A 16,459-nucleotide genomic window follows, 5' to 3' on the forward strand; every position below is an offset into this window, starting at 1 on the left:
ACCAATCCCCTCTGGGATCGCGGCCGTAAACGCGATTCGCCCGAAGTGGCCATGGGCCAGGCGTCCGACGGAAGTCGTTGCCGCTGTACGAGTGATTGCTGCGTATCGCCCGCCATGGCGTGGCACAAGAACAGGGCGCGAGCCACGAAAGTCCTCGGCCGCCGTCTTACGGAGATGCTGACCGCAGAGGAGAAACACGCGATGGAAAATCGCGGGAACGACTATGTGCCCGTCCTGATCGTCGGGGGATCTCTCGTCGGTCTTTCCGCTTCAGTTTTCCTCGGACGCCTCGGCATCCAGCACCGTGTCGTCGAGCGTCATGCGGCCACGTCCGCACATCCGCGCGGCCGCGGCAACAACATGCGGACGATGGAGCTCTTCCGGACCGCGGGTCTCGAGCCGGCCATCCGGAAGGCCGCGGCCACGCTGTCCAAGAACCACGGGATCCTTCAGGTGGACACGCTGCACAGCGGAAACCGGCGCTGGCTCTCGGCGCGGATCACGGGCAGGGCGCCCGAGGCCGATGTGTGCTCGACGGTCCGCTGCGCCTGCAGCCAGAACGATCTGGAACCCGTGCTGCTGGAAGGCGCCCGGGACCTCGGCGGAGACGTGCGCTTCAACACGGAACTGCTGTCCTTCACCCAGGACGACGACGGGGTGCGGGCCATCGTGCAGGACAGGGTGTCCGGTGAGACCTGGACCGTGAACACGGACTACCTCCTGGCCGCCGACGGCCCTCGCAGTCCTGTGCGTCAGCGGCTCGGCATCGAACACTCCGGATCCGGTGACCTGTTCCACAACATCAGTGTCACGTTCCGCAGCAAGAGACTGCGTGAGGTGGCGGGGGACCAGCTCTTCGTGGTGTGTTACGTCACCGACCCCGCCGGCGAGGGAGTGCTGCTGCCCGTGGACAACGAGGAGCAGTGGGTGTTCCACGTGCCCTGGTTCCCCGAGCGCGGACAGACCATGGAGTACTTCACCGACGACCGGTGCATCGAGCACATCCGGGCCGCGGCCGGCGTGCGTGACCTGGACGTCGAGATCACGGGCAGGGCACCCTGGCACGCGGCGGACCGCGTCGCGAACAGCTATCGCGACGGACGCGTCTTCCTCATGGGTGACTCCGTCCATGAGATGCCGCCGACCGGCGCGTTCGGCTCCAACACCGGCATCCAGGACGCGCACAACATCGCGTGGAAGATCGCCGCGGTACTGCGCGGCTGGGCGGGCCCCGCGCTGCTGGACAGTTACGAACCCGAGCGCCGGCCGGTGGCCCAGGTCACCAGTGCACGGGCCACGGTGCAGGCGGCTCGCGAGCAGCACCCCGGCTACTCGGCGAGGACGGCATCGAACGACGCCGCCGACCTGATGACCACGGCGCTCGGCTACCGGTACGTCTCGGGCGCGGTGGTCGGTGCGGCGGTGGACGAGCCCCTCATCCCGGACCGGCTGTGCCTGCGCGCCGACCCGGGAACCCGCGCGCCGCACATGTGGGTCACGCGTGACGGGGAGACGCTGTCCACCATCGACATGTACGAGCGCTCCTTCGTCCTGCTCTGCGCACGTCCGGGGTGGCGCGACGCCGCCCGCACGGTGGCCGCGCGACTCAACGTGCCGCTCGAGGCGTACACCGTCGGCGAAGGCGCGGAGTTCGACCTTGACACCGGTGACGGCGCGGACTGGGCCTCGGTGCACGGCACGACTCCGGAAGGCGCCGTCCTCGTACGCCCCGACGGCTTCGTGGCCTGGCGGGCCGATGCGCAGCCGGCGGACGGGGAAGAGACGCTGACCGGCGTTCTCCGTCAGGTTCTCGGGCGCTGAAGGACCGGCCGTCCGCAAGCGCAACCGCTCTGACGCGACGACAGAAACGGGGCCCCGCCCATGACTTCACTGCAGACGGCCACCAACCCCGCCCCGGCGACCGGCGAGGAATCCGGTACGCCGGCGGACGGTGACGCGCGCCGGGCACGAGTGGACGTGCACCACCACTACACCGCGCCGGAATGGATCGACTGGGCGGAGAAGAACGACATCGTCCGCCGCGGGAACCTGCCCCCGTGGACCCGGTGGGACGTCGGCAGCGCCCTCGCGCTGATGGACGGGGCCGGCATCCGGACCAGCGTGCTCACCGTGGCCATGCTGGGACGCCTCCAGGAACCGAAGGCCCGCAAGGAGAGCGCGCGCGTCGCCCTCCAGGCGGCGAGCGACCTCGTCCGCGCTCACCCCGATCGCTTCGCGTTCTACACCCCTGTCTTTCTCGACAGTCCGGAGCTCTCGCTCTGGTCGGTCGGCCATGGCATGGACGAGCTCGGGGCGGTCGGGGTCAGCGCGCGTACCAGTGTGCGAGGGGTGCATCTCGGTCATCCGTCCCAGGACGTGCTTCTCGCGGAACTCAACGAACGCTCGGCTGTGATCAGCACCCATCCCATGGAGGTCCCCGGTGGGGACACCGAACTGGACGGCGTACCACCGTTCGTCTGCGACTTCCTGATGGACACCACCCGCGCGGCCCTCAGCCTCATCCTCAACGGAACACTGGACCGCTACCCGAAGCTCACCTTCATCCTTCCGCACGGGGGCGGCTTCCTGCCCTACATCGCCAGCCGCGTGGAAGTGTTCAGTGGTCATCTGACACCGAAGGTGGAACCGGCGCGGGTACGCGACTACCTGCATCGTTTCTACTACGACACCGCCGGCCCCATGTCCCCCTCCGCCACGCCGAGCCTGCTGTCCGCCGTAGGCCCGTCCCGGATCCTGTACGGCAGCGACTGGCCCCCCACCCCCTCCCACCTGGTCACCGGGGTCACCGCTCCCGCGCTCGACGACGACCCGGCCCTCGACGCGCATCAGCGCCGCTGCATCAACCGCGACAACGCTCAGCGGCTGCTTCCGGCGCTCGCCGCGGGCGGCCCGCGGACCAGCTGAGCACTCCCGGCGGCCGGCCCGCGCCGGCCGCGCTCACCCGGCGGGCACCTCCGCCCACCGGCAGGTGCCGTCCGGGTGCAGATGGACGCCGCACCGCGCCGACAGCGTGGTGACGATCCCGAGGCCCCGGCCGTGCTCGTCGGGGTCGACGGGACGGCCCGGGATCCCCGACGGCCTGGCGGGCCCCTTGTCGGTCACCTCGACGCGCACGGCGGCGTCCCCGTCCACCAGCACCCGGCTGAGCCGCAGTGTCGCGGGCGGCAGTGCGTGCACCAACGCGTTGGTGAGCAGCTCCGACGCCACCAGAAGCACATTCTCGGCGGCATCGGCGGGCAGCTGCAGGGTGGTGAGAACCGCGCGCACACGTCGGCGTACGGCAGAGACGGCCCTGGGCGCGTAGGGCAGATGAAAGACGTATTCGACTCCCTCGCAAGGCGCGGTGTCGAGCTGCACTGCTGTCATGGGCCCTCCTCTCCGAAAACGCGGCCGGTCGTTGAAACCGGATGTCAGCGCACGCTATGGAGACAAACGCGGCGCGTCAATGAACAAGGGTCGGCATTGTCGAACGGCATGCTGAATCGCGGCAAACCGGACTATGATCGCTTCATGGCCGGCCCGGTCCAGTCCATAGAACGGGCGGCGGCGATTCTTCGTCTGCTCGCCGGCGGTTCCGGGCGTCTGGGACTGGGCGAGGTCGCGTCGTCGCTGGGACTGGCCAAGGGCACCGCCCACGGCATTCTGCGCACCCTCCAGCACGTGGACTTCGTGGAACAGGACGAGGCCACGGGAAAGTACCAGCTCGGAGCCGCGCTGCTGCACCTCGGCACCAGCTACCTGGACGTCAACGAGTTGCGCTCCCGCTCCATCAACTGGGCCGACGCCCTGGCCGCCCGCAGCGGGGAGGCCGTCCGGCTGGGCACGCCCCTGGAGGGCAAGGTGCTCGTCGTCCACCACGTGTTCCGGCCGGACGACACCCTCCAGACCCTGGACGTGGGCACCCTGCTGCCGCTGCACGCCTCCTCCCTCGGCAAGGTCCTGCTCGCGTTCGGTGCCGCCCCGGTCGATCCGCTGCTTGAAGCCGGTCTCGAGGCGTACACCCGGCACACCCTGGTCCACCCCGATGAGCTCAGCCGGGCGCTCGCCGAGGTCCGGGACCTCGGCTGGGGCGCCGAGGTGCAGGAAATGAGCATGGGAGAAGCCGGGGTCGCCGCGCCGATCCGGGGACAGGGCGGCCTCGTCGTGGGAGCGATCGGCGTGTCGGGGCCGGTCGAGCGGCTCTGTGACACCCAAGGCCGGCCCCAGCCGGCCCTCATCACCTTGCTCCGGGAGGCCTCTCGGGCGATTTCCAGAGATCTCGGCGCGGCCCGCTGGTAGGTCCCGCACCGCCATGACGCATCGGAAGGCAGGCCCGATCATGGTTGAACGGTATGTGATGTCCATCGATCAGGGCACCACATCCACGCGCTGCATTCTGTTCGACCACCGGGGGCGGTTGGTGTCGGTTGCCCAGCGGGAGCACCAGCAGTACTTCCCCCGGCCCGGCTGGGTCGAGCACGACGCGATGGAGATCTGGCACAATCTGCAGCGCATCGTGCCGGAGGCACTGTCGAACGCCGATATCGACGCGGGTCAGATCGCCGCCATCGGCATCGCCAACCAGCGGGAGACCACGGTGCTCTGGGACCGCCGCACCGGGGTTCCGCTCGGCAGGGCGATCGTCTGGCAGGACGTCCGTACGGCCGGGCTGGTCGACGGACTGCGGGACCGGCCGGGGGACGAGTTCTTCGTCGAACGCTGCTGTCTCCAGCCCTCGACCTACTTCTCGGCGCCCCGGATCCGCTGGCTGTTCGACCACGTCGACGGGCTGGAACGCCGCGTCCAGGACGGCGACGTGCTGTTCGGCACCATGGAGACCTGGCTCATCTGGAACCTCACCGGTGGCGCGGACGGCGGCCTGCACATCACCGACGCCACCAATGCCAGCCGCACCATGCTGATCAACATCCGGACGCTGACCTGGGACCGGGAGCTGATGGACTTCTTCGGGGTACCGCGTGTGATGCTGCCGGAGATCCGGGCGTCGGCCGAGGTCTACGGCGAGGCCCGCGAGGTGCTCCCGGGCGTGCGCATCTCGGCCGCCCTGGGTGATCAGCAGGCGGCTCTGTTCGGACAGACCTGCTTCTCGCCGGGCGAGGCAAAATGCACCTACGGGACCGGCAGCTTCCTGCTGATGAACACCGGCACCGACGTCGTACGGTCCCGGCACGGACTCCTCACCACCGTCGCGTACAAGATCGATGACCAGCCCGCGGTCTACGCACTGGAGGGCCCCATCGCCGTCACCGGCTCGCTCGTCCAGTGGTTCCGCGACCGGCTGGGCCTGATCAACAGCGCACCCGAGATAGAGACGCTGGCGCGCACCGTCGAGGACAACGGCGGCTGCTACATCGTCCCTGCGTTCTCGGGTCTGTTCGCACCCCACTGGCGCAGCGACGCCCGCGGCGTCGTCGTCGGCCTCACCTCCTACATCACCAAGGGCCACCTGGCCCGGGCCGTGCTGGAGGCCACCGGCTGGCAGACGCGGGAGGTCGTCGACGCCATGAACGCCGACTCCTCGCTCGCCCTGAGGCAGCTCAAGGTGGACGGGGGCATGACGGCCAACAACCTGCTGATGCAGTTCCTGGCCGACGTACTCGACGTGCCCGTGGTACGACCGATGGTCGCCGAGACGGTCTCCCTCGGTGCCGCTTACGCCGCCGGGCTGGCGGCCACCTACTGGCCGGACCTGGAGGTCCTGCGCAGCAACTGGCACACGGCCGCCAAGTGGGTGCCGGACATGGATCCCGGACGGCGGGAGGAGGAGTACGAGTACTGGCAGCGGGCCGTCGAGCGCTCCCTCGGCTGGGTGCGGCCCCCCGACCACTCCTGACGTGACGCCGCAGGGCACCGACCGCGCGCGCCCCGCCCAGGTCCTGTCGTCGAACTCCCGCCTGCCCCGCCCTACGGGCGGACGACGGAATGTCGACGACGGGACCTGGCATGCAGAACACGCACACTCCCGAAGTGAGTGCAAGCGACGGGCACAGGCGAGGACGTGCAGACGGCCACCGTCCGGGACCTGCTGGATCACATGCTGGCCCGGACCGTGGACAGCCTGGGCGCGCATGCCGGGGTGCTCGTCCTGCCGGAACCCGGTACGGACGTCCTGGTCGTGGACGCGAGCGTCGGGCTGCCCCCGGAGTGCGTGGCCCCGCTGTGCCGCATCCGGCCGGCCGACGAACCCGCGGACCTCGTGGCCGAGGCGATCCACCGGCGGCAACCGGTGTGGGTCGGGTCCGGGGAGGAACTGGCCGGCCGCCTCCCCCCGGGGTCCGCGCCCTGACGGCGGGTACCTAGTGGGTCGCGACGGCCGAGGGACCGGCTTCGGGCGGGGCCGTCATCAACTTCGCGAACGACGCCATGCACGCCGAACAGTGACCGGCCCGCTGGGCGCCGGCCGCGTCCACCGTCTCCACAAGTCTCTGGCCGCACAAGGTGGTTGTGGACTGCTTGACCATGACGTGCCACACCAGCACGCCGCCGGGCCTTTCGGGACCCGCACACATCTCATACATGATCGGCTCCTTTGACGGATGCCTCTCCCCTTCCAGGAGACCCCGTCCGAGCCGTCCGCGCGGGGCAGAGAGGGCCATTCGGGGGACAGCACCGCCCAACCCCCTTTCCGCACAGCAGTTGACGCGACGCCCGTCGCCGCCTGTGACCCGCTCACCACCGCGCACGGCGACGGCACCCGCAGGGTCCCAGGGCATGGCGACGGAGCGCCCCGTCACGGTGGGGCGCGTCCGGAGGGGGTCCGCGGTGACGCTCGCGAGGTCCGGCGGCGGGCCGTTCAGCCCGCGTGCCGGGAGCCGGCGCGGACTCCCACCATCCGCCAGATCCTGAGCTCACGCACCAGCCCGGGCATCTCCCTGGCGAGCAGCGTCAGCGCCGCGGCTCCCAGCAGCAGCCCCTGGGCGATCAGCACCCGTTTGGCCGTCATTCCCAACTCCTCTCGTCCGGGAGGCCGCGCCCGCACCGGGCGCGGCCACGGATGCCGTGTCATCCCGGGGGAAGGTTCGGCATGGTCTTCGTAATCGCGTTGTGCGCCTTCCAGTGGACACCGGTCGAGCGGCGCGCGTCGGCCGTGCCGTCCTTGTGGTGGCCCGTCTGCCGCTTGTGCGGGCCCTTGTTGCCCTGGTGCAGCCCGGTGACGTGCCGGGGCGTATCGGGACTCACCTGCGGTCTGCCTACACGGATGTTTCCCATCGTCTGCTCCTTGCCGTTACTGCGGTTGTTCGGTCAGCTCCGCGAAGAACTGCTCGACGGCGGGCCACACCCGGCTCCCGCCGGACAGGCCCCGCCACTCCCGTCGGACGATGGCCACCACCCGGAAGCAGTCGTCGACCGGAGCGATCCAGTACTCCTTCGCGGAGTGGGCGGTGTTCACCAGCAACGCTTCCACCTCCGATGCAATGGTGGCGAGCGGAGGGCAGCCGGAGACGACGTCGTGCCAGGCCGCCGGGTCCGCCTCCCAACGGGCGGCTCCCGCGGGACTGGGCAGGTGCGCGCTGACCGTGTCGTCCGCGTGGCGCACGAAGAAGGCCAGCCCCACCGGGACACCGAGCCCCTGCGTGTCCACCGGGGGAAGCCGCACTCTGCGCCGTGGCACCAGCCGGTAGCGAGCCTCGCTCGCCCCCTCCTCGACGAAGAGCAGTGAGCAGGGCCGGCACGCGCACAGCACCGCCTCCTCGACCGTGTCCCACAGATGCCGGTGTCCGGACGGGGCCTCTGCGCCGCACAGGTCACAGAACTCCGCGTCCGGTCGCCGGTCGGCTGCGGAGCGGATGACACGGGCCAGCGCGCCGGAGGTCATGACCGCCCCCCGGCGGAGGCCGGGCGCAGGGTGAGCGACTCGACCGGGACGAAGGCGGTCCGGCGCCCCTCGTCCCCCGGTGCGCGTTCGACACCGGAGAGCTCCGGTGCCAGGGTGAGCACGGCCTCGCGGACCGCCTCCTCCAGCGCCGCGGACGAGGTGCCGCACCCCTTGGCGGAGACGCGTACCCGGGCCACTCCCTCCTCCACGGCGGCCAGTTCGATCTCACCCCCGCGCTCGCGCACCGCCGGCCGCAGACCGGCGACGGCGCGCGCGGCCCGGCGCTCCGGCGGCTCCGGATGGATGCCGTGGAGCACCAGGAGGTGCCCGATGAGCTCATCACCGGCCATACGGTCGGCCAGACCGTCGTCGGCACCGTCCAGCACCCGGGCCAGGGCCTCGCCGTAGATTTCGGTGAGGGCCTGCACCGCCTCGATCGCGGCGCCGGTCATCGGGCCGGGAGCGCCCTGGACCTGCTCCAGCAGCCGGTCGATCCGCGACAGCCGCTCCGCGACCGCCGCCTCGTCGAGCCGTGTGCTCTCGGGCGTCTCAGGCATGAGCCGCCCCATAGGTGGGCGAGTGAAGCTTGGTCAGCGTGTTGCCCTTGCCGAGGTACATGTGCACACCGCAGGGCAGGCAGGGGTCGAAGCTGCGCACGGTGCGCATGATGTCGACGCCCTTGAAGTCGTCCGGGTCGTTCTCCTCGAAGATCGGCTGGCCCTGGACGGCGTCCTCGTACGGGCCGGGGGTGCCGTAGATGTCCCGGGGGCTGCCGTTCCAGGGGGTCGGCGGGTACGGGTGGTAGTTCGCGATCTTCTTGTCCTTGATCACCAGATGGTGGGAGAGCACACCGCGTACCGCTTCGTGGAAGCCGCAGCCGATCGCCTCGTCGGGCACCTCGTAGTTCTCGAAGACCTTGGTCTCACCGGCGCGGACGGCCGTCATCGCCTGCTCCAGGAACTGGAAGGCCATGGCGGCGGCATAGGCGACGAAGTAAGGCCGGGCCCGGTCGCGTTCCAGAGTGTTGCTCCACCTGGGGATCTCCCACTCCAGGGTCATCTCCGGCAGCTGCTCGCTCTTCGGCAGCGAGATCCGCACGCTGTGCCCCGTGGCCTTCACATACGGCGTGTCGACCAGCCCGTTCAGCGCGGTCGACCACAGACGCGCCAGCGGGCCGCCGCCGGTGTCCAGGGCGAGGTGCTCACCGGAGTTCTTGTCGTACCAGCGCGGGCTCATCACCCAGCTGTAGTTGCCGTCGAAGTCGCGCTTCTGCGGCATCGGGACCGTCGTCTGGTTCCACGGGTGGCGCATGTCGACGGGGTTGCCGAGCGGATCACGGGTGACGAACGGCTCCTCGTTCGCCCAGTCCTCGTAGTACGAACTGCCCAGCAGGACCCTGATGCCGAGGTTGATGTCGACGAGGTCGTTGGTGACGAGCTTGCCGTCCACGATGACGCCGGGGGTGACATACATCGCCCGGCCCCACTCGCTCATCGTCTCGTAGCGGTAGTCGCACACGTCCTGGTTCTGCCAGGCGCCCCAGCAGCCGAGCATGATCCGGCGGCGGCCCACCTCCTCGTAGCCGGGCAGCGCCTCGTAGAAGAAGTCGAAGACGTCGTCGTTCATCGCGACGGCCTTCTTGACGAAGTCGAGGACGCGCATCAGCCGGGAGAGGTAGTCGGTGAACGTGGTCGGCTGCGGCATCGTGCCGACCCCGCCCGGATACAGCGTGGAGGGATGCACGTGGCGTCCCTCCATCAGGCAGAACATCTCCCGGGTGATCCGGCTGACCTTCAGCGCCTCCTTGTACACCTCGCCCTCGAAGGGGTTGAAGGCGCGCATGATGTCGGCGACGGTCCGGTAGCCGTGGATGCTGCCACTGCGGGCCTCGGTGCGCTCCGCCCGGGCCAGGACGCTCGGATTGGTGGCCTTGACCATGGCCTCGCAGAAGTCCACGAAGACCAGGTTGTCCTGGAAAATGGTGTGGTCGAAGATGTATTCGGCCGCCTCGCCCAGGTTGACGATGGTGTCGGCGAGCGGCGGCGGTTTGACGCCGTAGGCCATCTGCTGCGCGTAGTTGGAACAGGTGGTGTGGTTGTCACCGCAGATTCCGCAGATGCGTGATGTGATGAAGCCCGCGTCGCGCGGATCCTTGCCCCTCATGAAGACGGAGTAGCCCCGGAAGAGCGATGAAGTGCTGTGACACTCCACCACCTCCCGGTTGGCGAAGTCGATCTTCGTGTAGATGCCGAGATTGCCGACGATCCGGGTGATCGGATCCCACGACATGTCCACGATCTGCGCGGGCTTGCGTTTTGTGCCCCGCGCCTCGGTTGCCGTCATGTCCGAGCCTTCCTCGCTCTTGTGCTCGCCCCTTCTCAGGGGCGCCAGTAGGGGTCGTAGCCGCTGGTCAACGCGGCCTTGTTGTGGCGCCACCGGGGCTCGCGGTTGACGGCGATGTTGGTGAGGCCGCGCAGCCTGCGGATCGCGGCCCCGTAGGGCCGGATGAGAGCGGACGAGAAGGTGGCGCCCGTCGGCTCGTCCATGAACGGCATGAACGCGTCGGGGAAGCCGGGCATGGTGCAGCCGATGCAGACACCCCCGACGTTCGGGCAGCCGCCCACGCCCGCCATCCAGCCGCGCTTGGGCACGTTGCAGTTGACGACCGGACCCCAGCAGCCCACCTTTACCTGGCACTTGGGCGAGTTGTAGTCCCGGGCGAAGTCGGCCTGCTCGTAGTACGCGGCGCGGTCGCAGCCCTCGTGCACCGTCTTCCCGAACAGCCACTGCGGCCGCAGCATGTGGTCCAGCGGGGGCGGCGGCGCCGATCCGGCCGCGTGGTACAGCAGCCAGATCAGCGTCTCCATGAAGTTCTCCGGCTGGATCGGGCAGCCCGGCACGTTGACGATCGGCAGCGCGCCCTTCGACTTGAAGTCCCGGCCCAGATAGTCGGCCAGGCCCATGGAGCCCGTGGGGTTGCCGGCCATCGCGTGGATCCCGCCGTACGTGGCGCACGTGCCGGCGGCGACGACCGCCCAGGCCTTGGGGGCGAGCTGGTCGATCCACCAGTTCAGGGTGAGAGGGTCGCCGGTCTCCGGGTCGTTGCCGAACGAGGTCCAGTAGCCGTCGCCCTCGATGATGTTCTGGTTGGGGATCGAACCCTCGATGACCAGGACGAACGGTTCCAGCTCGCCGCGTGCCGCCGCCCGGTAGGGGGCGAGGAAGTCCTCGCCGCCCAGGCTGGGGGAGAGCACCTTGTTGTGCAGGTTCACCTTCGGCAGGCCCGGCACGAGTCCGAGGACGACGTCCTCGATCCCCGGCTGGCCCGCCGCCGTCATCGACACGGTGTCGCCGTCGCAGCTCATGCCCTCGGAGATCCACAGAATATGGACCTCGTCGAACCCCTGCCTGTCCTCAGCCCTGGTGGGCTGCTGGCTGACCTCCGTGGTCCCGCTTTCGACGGTCATGTCCTCGGCCTCCCTTGCAGTCGGTCCCGGAGTCGGTCGTAGGCCGCGGCCACCGGCCCGGCGAGCGACAGCGCGGGAGGCTCGTCCGGTGCGTGCGGATGCGGCCGGGTCGGCGCGGTCTGCCTCGCCTGGGCGAGGAGCTCCCCGAGCCGGTCCAGATCGGTCTGGGACACGGCGTCGCGGAGCCTCGGCAGCAGCTCGCCCTCCTCCTCGCGCACATGGTCCTCGATCTCCTGCCGCAGCCGCTCGACGAGTTCGCTCTCGCGGGGGTCGTCCACCGACAGCTTGTCGAGGGCCAGAAGCGTCTTCTTCACCGCCATGTGCTCGGCCAGGTGCTCTTCGACCTCCTGCACTTCGCCCGGCAGAGCCCTCTTGGCCAGCGGATAGACCATCAGTTCCTCGACCGCGGCGTGCCGGGACACCTCGCGGACCAGCGTCTCGACCACGGCCCGGCGCTGGCCGCCGGAAGCGGCGGAGTGGTAGTCGCGGAACAGCTGCTCGACCATCCGGTGGTCACGCTTCAGCAACTCGATGGCGTCCATGACACCCCTTCCTGGTCCGGGACATCCGGGACAGCGGCGGGCGTCAGGGAGCGGATGGCTCCGTGCAGCCGCGCGAACACCTCCGGCGGCATGGTCTCCACCCGGTCCAGGATCCCGGCGGCTCTCGGATCGGTGGCGCGTGCCTCCCGCTTCTCCTCGTCCGTGAGCAGCAGCGTCCGCAACGTCAGAATCTCGTCGATCTCCGCCGCGTCGTGCAGGTCGCCGGGGCTCTCCGGCGCCACCTGCGGATGGTCGGGCAGGATGATCGGCGACGACAGTACGAGGCCGTTGGATCCCTCCTCGCCGGCCAGCACCGGGAAGGTGTGCAGATTCCGGCAGTCGCGTACGAGCGCCGCGACCTCGTCGGGCGGGTCGATGGAGGAGAAGAAGCTCACCCCCGCGCCGCCGATGAGGGTGTGCGCCGCGATGAGGGCATGGCCGAGGGCCTCCTCACGCCGCGCGCCGGCCGGCGTCGACCGGCCGGTGTTCTCCGTGCACACCCGCAGCCGGTACAGCGAGCCGGGTCCGGGCAGCCGCTCGGCACCCAGCGTCGTCCGCGCCTGAACGGGACGGCGTCGGCGCACCAGGCGTCCCACGTCCTCGGGCAGTTGCTCGGTCTCCTCGCCGCCGGGGGCCCCGACGTCGAACCCCCGCTCCGCCGCCAGGAGGTCCACCAGCGGAACGAGCAGGTCCCTCTCCCGTGGCACCGCCTCGTCGAAGGCGAGATGGACGGTGCCGGCGGCCTCCATGCCGTCCACGGGCACATGGCGGCCGTCCTGGGTCCGGCGCTCGACGCTCCGTTCCTGCGTCTGCAGATAGCGCACCCGCACCCGCAGCACGGCATCGGGTCCGGCCCGCATCAGGCACTCGGTCTGCTGCCGCCAGGACTCCACGGACCCCGAGAGGCCGGGCGCCACCGGGCCGTGTGCCTCGGCCCAGGCCCGCGGCGCGAGGATGCCGAACTGCCAGCGCACTCTGTTCTTGGGGGAGGACCTTCGGTACGGGTAGAGCAGATACCCCTCGTAGAGGACGGCGTCCGCCACGGCACAGGCCTCCTCGAACGCGGAACCCGCCTCATGTGCGCTTCCGCGCCCCTGGTCAGAGTCGCTCACCGTGGCTCCTCGATGACTAACAGTGGTCGTGCTTTGGTTTACAACCATCACACCTTTTGGTGTGTAAAGCGCGTATTGGGTGCATACGGGTGAGTGAGGGGGCGGCATGACGGGGTACTGCGGAGAGGACTCCGGCCGTCGCTCTCGATGTCGGCGGACCCGGCAACCGGTTGGCAGCGAGCGGAGGCGGCGGCTATGCAGGTGCAAGGCGACGACTCGTCGGACGGCAGGGTCCGGGTCGGCGACGCGGCGGCGCGACTGGCCCAGGACACCGCGCAGCTGGTCCGTCACGAGATCCTCGCGGCACAGAGTGAGGTCAGGGCCGCCCTGCGGCGGATCGGCGCGGGAGGCGCGCTGCTGGGCGCCGCCGGTGTGTGCGGCGTCCTCGCGCTGTGGTCGGCGCACGAGACCGCGCTGCGGGCACTGGAGTCGAAACTGCCCGGCCCGCGCGCCTCGGCCCTGCTGGGCTGCGTCTACGTGGCGGGGGCCGTGGCCCTGGGAGCGGCCGCGCGTGACCGGGTGCGCGCCGGGGTCCATGCGTCGGCGGACGCGCTCGACCAGGCGGACGAGGCCCTGATGGGCGGACCGGACGTCCCCGGCCGGGACGGCGGGCCCGGCTAGCGGTGTCGTCGCACGGTGGCGCACACGGCGCTCAGCGGTCCCGCAGGGGACGGACGGGGCGGCGCGAACCGCACCGCGCGGACGCGCGGAGCGTAGTGCAGCACCGCAGGGCCGGACGGCGCAGGGAGACCGGCCGCCGCCGTCAGCGTCTGGCGGAGGTCCACCACGTCGGCTGTGTACAACGGCCAGGGCTCGTGGTCGACGGCCGTCTGCCACAGCACGCGGCCGGTGCGGGTGAAGGCACGCCACCGGGAGGTCAGCCATACGTCCCGGGCGCCGGGGGCGACCGGTGCACCGGGCCGCACGGTGAGCCCGTAGGACGGGAAACCCCCGCGGCGGACCCCGGCGTACCGCACGAGGCCGTCCCCGACGTGCACGGTCAGGGCGCCGAGGTGGTACGGCGCGCCGATGGCCCGGGCCGCGAGCATGACGGCCGCGCCGACGTCCAGGGAGAGGAACCACAGGCCGTCCAGACCGTCGGGGCGGCGCACGTAGGTGCGCAGGTTGGTTTCCGGAAAGGACCACCGCGGGGGCGGCAGACCGCCGGGCCGCAGCGCCGACATGACGAAGGGCGTGAACCCGACCCACGCAGCGTCCTCGTACGTGTCCACCGTGAGGCCCGACGGCAGCAGGTCCTGCACGATCCACGGCTCGTAGGGCCAGTGGACGAAGGTCTGGCTCAGCCACCGCGCCTCGGCCACGGGCAGGACGACATGCTGTTCGGCGGTCCTCGCCACCATGAGTCCAGGCTACGCGCGACCGTCGGCGACCTCGGGCGCGCCGGGGCACGACGGGTTGCGGACGGCGGTGCGCACGGGGTGCAGTGGGTGGGGGCCCAGGCCGAGGGGCGCCGGGCGGTCGCCGTGGCGGCGGACCGTCGTCCATGGAGGAGGCGGAGGACCGGACCATGACCACCATCGCGATCGTCGGAGCGGGTTTCGGTCTCGGCGCCGCCGTCGCGCGGCGGTTCGGCCGCGAGGGACACGACGTCGCCCTCGTCGCCCGCGACCGGGCCCGCCTCGACGCCCTGGCCGCGGAACTCGCCGAGGAAGGCGTGCGGGCCCGGGGCTTCACCGCCGACGTACGCGACCGGAAGACCCTGGCGGCGGCACTGGACGCGGCGGCCACGGCTCTGGGGCCGGTCGAGGTCTTGCAGTACAGCCCCCTCCCGCCTCCGGACTTCATGCGGCCCGTCCTGGAGACCGGCCCCGAGGACCTGCTGGGCCCGGTGGAGTTCTCGGTGTACGGCCCCGTGACGGCCGTGCGGCATGTGCTGCCCGGGATGCGGGCTCTAGGCCGTGGCACCGTCCTCTTCGTCAACGGCGGCACCGCGGCCGTCCCGCACCCCGACCGCGCCGGCACGTCCATCGCCTTCGCCGCCGAGAGCGCCTACGGCCATCTGCTCCACGATGTGCTCGCCGCCGACGGCATCCACGTCGCCCAGCTGGTCGTGCCCGGCGCGATCATCCCGGGCCATCCCAGGAAGGATCCTGCCGTACTGGCGGACGCCCTGTGGGATCTGCACAGGGAGCGCCACGGCTTCCGCCGGTACGCGGACGATCTGGACGCTTGACGCCCCCTCAGGAGCCCGGCCGCAGCGGACAGAACGCGAGCGGTCGTACAACCCGGCCCGTCATGCTGGGCCACCGGCCCCCGGGAGCCTGTTCTGTCGGCGCTGCACGGGCTGTACGGCTGGGACGAGGGCCCCGAGCCGGTGCCCGCGCCCCAGGGCACGGCCTGCACCCGCTGGGCCCGGGTGCCCCGGCTGAGCGGGGCGGCGGGCGGCACGTCGGTGTATGTGTGCCTGGCCGCTCTCACGCCGACGGCCCGGGCCCGGGCCGTCGGCGGACGCCGTCGCCGCGGTGGTGGCCGGCGACGACGGCGTCGAGGTGACCTGGGCCGCGGACGGCGCACGGTCGCGGGTGGGGTTCCGGCCGCTGACCGTGGCCCTGTTGCGGTAGGTGCCCGGGTTCAGCCGATGTGGTAGCTGTCCCCGTACACCTTCCAGTCGAGCGGCGGGTCGAGGTTCAGGTTGCCCTTGCGCAGGAAGACCCGCTGCTCGGTGTCGACCCGGCTGGTGTCGCTGTGGGCCTCCTCCTGCTTCATGGCCCACACCCGCGCGTCCAGGAAGGCGTTGAGGTACGCCACCTCGGTGCCGCCCTGCGCCGGCGGCTTCGCCGTGCGCAGCGCGCGCCTGCGTATGTTGCCGAAGCTCGTCGGGTCGTCACCGTCGCCGTGCATGACGATGGCGTCGTAGTACGTGAACTGCCCGAGCACACCGAGCCCGTCGGCCTTGCCCTGCCGGACGGCGGGGTTGAAGTACACCCGGTCGCGCTCGTCGTTCTGCGCCTGCTGGAACGCCGTGTCCTGCGCGGCCTTGCGCCAGTCCCTGGGGAAGTTCGGGTCGAGACCCGCGTGCGAGTCGCTGCCGTTCACCCGGCGCAGCGCGGGCAGGTACTTGGCGAGTACGTTGCCGGGCTTGCGGTCGGTGTAGAGCTGCACCAGGTCCAGCATGTCGCCGGTGCCGGAACAGAAGCCGATGATGCCGGCGGTGTAGCCGCGGCCGTCACCGATGTCCTCGATGTACTTGTACTGGGCCTTCCAGTCGAGGGAGGAGTTCTCCGCGCTGGAGACCAGTTCCATGGCGATCTCCTTCTTCGCCGGGTCGTCGAGCCCCGCGGCCCTGGCGGCCGTGGGAGCCGCCGAGGCGTAGGGGGAGTTCAGCAGCGGCACGGCCGCCAGGGACGCTCCGATGAGAGCGAGAACGGTGCGCCGGGACGCGGCCCTCGGGCCTGCGGCGTCGGGGGAGGGATGTACCACGGGGACTCCAAGAGGGGTGGGGAGTGGCTGCACTGATAGGAAGGTTTCCTATCAGAAGTC

Annotated in this window: 19 protein-coding genes and 1 pseudogene; 8 read left to right on the plus strand and 12 right to left on the minus strand. The window is 70.7% G+C overall.

Features of this window, described 5'->3' with window-relative positions:
• The first annotated feature begins 201 nt into the window (after positions 1-201).
• Entirely contained in the window at positions 202-1,821 is a 1,620-nt protein-coding gene (locus LZ604_RS14270; RefSeq protein WP_234515446.1) for an FAD-dependent oxidoreductase, read from the plus strand.
• Positions 1,822-1,881: 60 nt separating this feature from the next.
• Positions 1,882-2,925: an amidohydrolase family protein gene (locus tag LZ604_RS14275; RefSeq protein ID WP_234515447.1), complete on the plus strand. Its 1,044-nt coding sequence runs from the start codon at positions 1,882-1,884 to the stop codon at positions 2,923-2,925.
• 33 nt (positions 2,926-2,958) lie between these two features.
• On the opposite strand, the gene LZ604_RS14280 is transcribed toward LZ604_RS14275, so the two are convergent.
• Positions 2,959-3,387 (minus strand): ATP-binding protein, encoded by a 429-nt coding sequence (locus tag LZ604_RS14280; RefSeq protein ID WP_234515448.1) that lies wholly within the window; start codon positions 3,385-3,387, stop codon positions 2,959-2,961.
• A gap of 144 nt (positions 3,388-3,531) precedes the next feature.
• On the opposite strand from LZ604_RS14280, the gene LZ604_RS14285 reads away from it, so the two are divergent.
• The 3 genes from LZ604_RS14285 to LZ604_RS14295 all read left to right on the plus strand — a co-directional run bounded on the left by LZ604_RS14285 (position 3,532) and on the right by LZ604_RS14295 (position 6,307).
• On the plus strand, positions 3,532-4,299 hold the full coding sequence (locus LZ604_RS14285) for an IclR family transcriptional regulator (RefSeq protein ID WP_234515449.1): 768 nt from the start codon (positions 3,532-3,534) through the stop codon (positions 4,297-4,299).
• Positions 4,300-4,339: 40 nt separating this feature from the next.
• Complete coding sequence (glpK, locus tag LZ604_RS14290; protein ID WP_234515450.1) at positions 4,340-5,854, plus strand: glycerol kinase GlpK; 1,515 nt, start codon at positions 4,340-4,342, stop codon at positions 5,852-5,854.
• Positions 5,855-6,019: 165 nt separating this feature from the next.
• A complete protein-coding gene (locus LZ604_RS14295; RefSeq protein WP_234515451.1) occupies positions 6,020-6,307 on the plus strand; it encodes a hypothetical protein in 288 nt (95 codons plus the stop codon).
• 10 nt (positions 6,308-6,317) lie between these two features.
• On the opposite strand, the gene LZ604_RS14300 is transcribed toward LZ604_RS14295, so the two are convergent.
• From LZ604_RS14300 to LZ604_RS14340, 9 genes and pseudogenes are all read right to left on the minus strand, one after another.
• Complete coding sequence (locus LZ604_RS14300) at positions 6,318-6,539, minus strand: hypothetical protein (protein ID WP_234515452.1); 222 nt, start codon at positions 6,537-6,539, stop codon at positions 6,318-6,320.
• A 275-nt stretch (positions 6,540-6,814) separates the two neighbouring features.
• Positions 6,815-6,964 carry a hypothetical protein gene (locus LZ604_RS14305; RefSeq protein WP_234515453.1) on the minus strand — a complete coding sequence of 50 codons (150 nt, stop codon included), beginning with the start codon at positions 6,962-6,964 and terminating at the stop codon, positions 6,815-6,817.
• 59 nt (positions 6,965-7,023) lie between these two features.
• A complete protein-coding gene (locus LZ604_RS14310; RefSeq protein ID WP_234515454.1) occupies positions 7,024-7,230 on the minus strand; it encodes a hypothetical protein in 207 nt (68 codons plus the stop codon).
• 16 nt (positions 7,231-7,246) lie between these two features.
• Positions 7,247-7,837: a DUF5947 family protein gene (locus LZ604_RS14315; RefSeq protein WP_234515455.1), complete on the minus strand. Its 591-nt coding sequence runs from the start codon at positions 7,835-7,837 to the stop codon at positions 7,247-7,249.
• A complete protein-coding gene (locus LZ604_RS14320) occupies positions 7,834-8,394 on the minus strand; it encodes a NifU-related iron-sulfur-binding protein (protein ID WP_234515456.1) in 561 nt (186 codons plus the stop codon). The genes LZ604_RS14315 and LZ604_RS14320 overlap by 4 nt, the downstream gene beginning before the upstream one ends.
• A complete protein-coding gene (locus tag LZ604_RS14325) occupies positions 8,387-10,180 on the minus strand; it encodes a nickel-dependent hydrogenase large subunit (protein WP_234515457.1) in 1,794 nt (597 codons plus the stop codon). The genes LZ604_RS14320 and LZ604_RS14325 overlap by 8 nt, the downstream gene beginning before the upstream one ends.
• A 35-nt stretch (positions 10,181-10,215) precedes the next feature.
• A complete protein-coding gene (locus LZ604_RS14330; RefSeq protein ID WP_234515458.1) occupies positions 10,216-11,304 on the minus strand; it encodes an NADH-quinone oxidoreductase subunit B family protein in 1,089 nt (362 codons plus the stop codon).
• The gene (locus LZ604_RS14335) at positions 11,301-11,846 is read right to left on the minus strand and encodes a hemerythrin domain-containing protein (protein ID WP_234515459.1); all 546 of its coding nucleotides are present in this window, start codon (positions 11,844-11,846) and stop codon (positions 11,301-11,303) included. Before LZ604_RS14335 ends, LZ604_RS14330 begins: the two co-directional genes overlap by 4 nt.
• A 32-nt stretch (positions 11,847-11,878) precedes the next feature.
• Positions 11,879-13,006, minus strand: a pseudogene (locus LZ604_RS14340) (hypothetical protein); the annotation flags it as partial.
• A gap of 147 nt (positions 13,007-13,153) precedes the next feature.
• Here LZ604_RS14340 and LZ604_RS14345 point away from each other — a divergent pair.
• Positions 13,154-13,579, plus strand: coding sequence for a phage holin family protein (locus tag LZ604_RS14345; RefSeq protein WP_234515460.1), 426 nt, complete (start codon positions 13,154-13,156; stop codon positions 13,577-13,579).
• On the opposite strand, the gene LZ604_RS14350 is transcribed toward LZ604_RS14345, so the two are convergent.
• A complete protein-coding gene (locus tag LZ604_RS14350; protein ID WP_234515461.1) occupies positions 13,576-14,319 on the minus strand; it encodes a YqjF family protein in 744 nt (247 codons plus the stop codon). The two genes, LZ604_RS14345 and LZ604_RS14350, sit on opposite strands and share 4 nt — an antisense overlap.
• A gap of 167 nt (positions 14,320-14,486) precedes the next feature.
• Between LZ604_RS14350 and LZ604_RS14355 the strand changes: the two genes are divergently transcribed.
• On the plus strand, positions 14,487-15,152 hold the full coding sequence (locus tag LZ604_RS14355; protein WP_234515462.1) for an SDR family NAD(P)-dependent oxidoreductase: 666 nt from the start codon (positions 14,487-14,489) through the stop codon (positions 15,150-15,152).
• A 223-nt stretch (positions 15,153-15,375) separates the two neighbouring features.
• Positions 15,376-15,540 (plus strand): hypothetical protein, encoded by a 165-nt coding sequence (locus LZ604_RS14360; protein WP_234515463.1) that lies wholly within the window; start codon positions 15,376-15,378, stop codon positions 15,538-15,540.
• A 10-nt stretch (positions 15,541-15,550) separates the two neighbouring features.
• Here the strand turns inward: LZ604_RS14360 and LZ604_RS14365 are convergent, their stop codons facing one another.
• A complete protein-coding gene (locus LZ604_RS14365) occupies positions 15,551-16,399 on the minus strand; it encodes a chitosanase (RefSeq protein ID WP_234515464.1) in 849 nt (282 codons plus the stop codon).
• Positions 16,400-16,459 lie beyond the last annotated feature (60 nt).

The sequence above is a fragment of the Streptomyces glomeratus genome (assembly GCF_021462825.1).
In the GTDB taxonomy this organism is placed as follows: Bacteria; Actinomycetota; Actinomycetes; order Streptomycetales; family Streptomycetaceae; genus Streptomyces; species Streptomyces glomeratus.

What these genes read in the sequence shown, in the direction of transcription:
- LZ604_RS14270 (WP_234515446.1), top strand. Translation starts at nt 202, where the DNA reads ATGGAAAATCGCGGGAACGACTATGTGCCCGTCCTGATCGTCGGGGGA.
- LZ604_RS14275 (WP_234515447.1), top strand. Translation starts at nt 1,882, where the DNA reads ATGACTTCACTGCAGACGGCCACCAACCCCGCCCCGGCGACCGGCGAG.
- LZ604_RS14280 (WP_234515448.1), bottom strand. Translation starts at nt 3,387, where the DNA reads ATGACAGCAGTGCAGCTCGACACCGCGCCTTGCGAGGGAGTCGAATAC.
- LZ604_RS14285 (WP_234515449.1), top strand. Translation starts at nt 3,532, where the DNA reads ATGGCCGGCCCGGTCCAGTCCATAGAACGGGCGGCGGCGATTCTTCGT.
- glpK (WP_234515450.1), top strand. Translation starts at nt 4,340, where the DNA reads ATGGTTGAACGGTATGTGATGTCCATCGATCAGGGCACCACATCCACG.
- LZ604_RS14300 (WP_234515452.1), bottom strand. Translation starts at nt 6,539, where the DNA reads ATGTATGAGATGTGTGCGGGTCCCGAAAGGCCCGGCGGCGTGCTGGTG.
- LZ604_RS14305 (WP_234515453.1), bottom strand. Translation starts at nt 6,964, where the DNA reads ATGACGGCCAAACGGGTGCTGATCGCCCAGGGGCTGCTGCTGGGAGCC.
- LZ604_RS14310 (WP_234515454.1), bottom strand. Translation starts at nt 7,230, where the DNA reads ATGGGAAACATCCGTGTAGGCAGACCGCAGGTGAGTCCCGATACGCCC.
- LZ604_RS14315 (WP_234515455.1), bottom strand. Translation starts at nt 7,837, where the DNA reads ATGACCTCCGGCGCGCTGGCCCGTGTCATCCGCTCCGCAGCCGACCGG.
- LZ604_RS14320 (WP_234515456.1), bottom strand. Translation starts at nt 8,394, where the DNA reads ATGCCTGAGACGCCCGAGAGCACACGGCTCGACGAGGCGGCGGTCGCG.
- LZ604_RS14325 (WP_234515457.1), bottom strand. Translation starts at nt 10,180, where the DNA reads ATGACGGCAACCGAGGCGCGGGGCACAAAACGCAAGCCCGCGCAGATC.
- LZ604_RS14330 (WP_234515458.1), bottom strand. Translation starts at nt 11,304, where the DNA reads ATGACCGTCGAAAGCGGGACCACGGAGGTCAGCCAGCAGCCCACCAGG.
- LZ604_RS14335 (WP_234515459.1), bottom strand. Translation starts at nt 11,846, where the DNA reads ATGGACGCCATCGAGTTGCTGAAGCGTGACCACCGGATGGTCGAGCAG.
- LZ604_RS14345 (WP_234515460.1), top strand. Translation starts at nt 13,154, where the DNA reads ATGCAGGTGCAAGGCGACGACTCGTCGGACGGCAGGGTCCGGGTCGGC.
- LZ604_RS14350 (WP_234515461.1), bottom strand. Translation starts at nt 14,319, where the DNA reads ATGGTGGCGAGGACCGCCGAACAGCATGTCGTCCTGCCCGTGGCCGAG.
- LZ604_RS14355 (WP_234515462.1), top strand. Translation starts at nt 14,487, where the DNA reads ATGACCACCATCGCGATCGTCGGAGCGGGTTTCGGTCTCGGCGCCGCC.
- LZ604_RS14360 (WP_234515463.1), top strand. Translation starts at nt 15,376, where the DNA reads ATGTGTGCCTGGCCGCTCTCACGCCGACGGCCCGGGCCCGGGCCGTCG.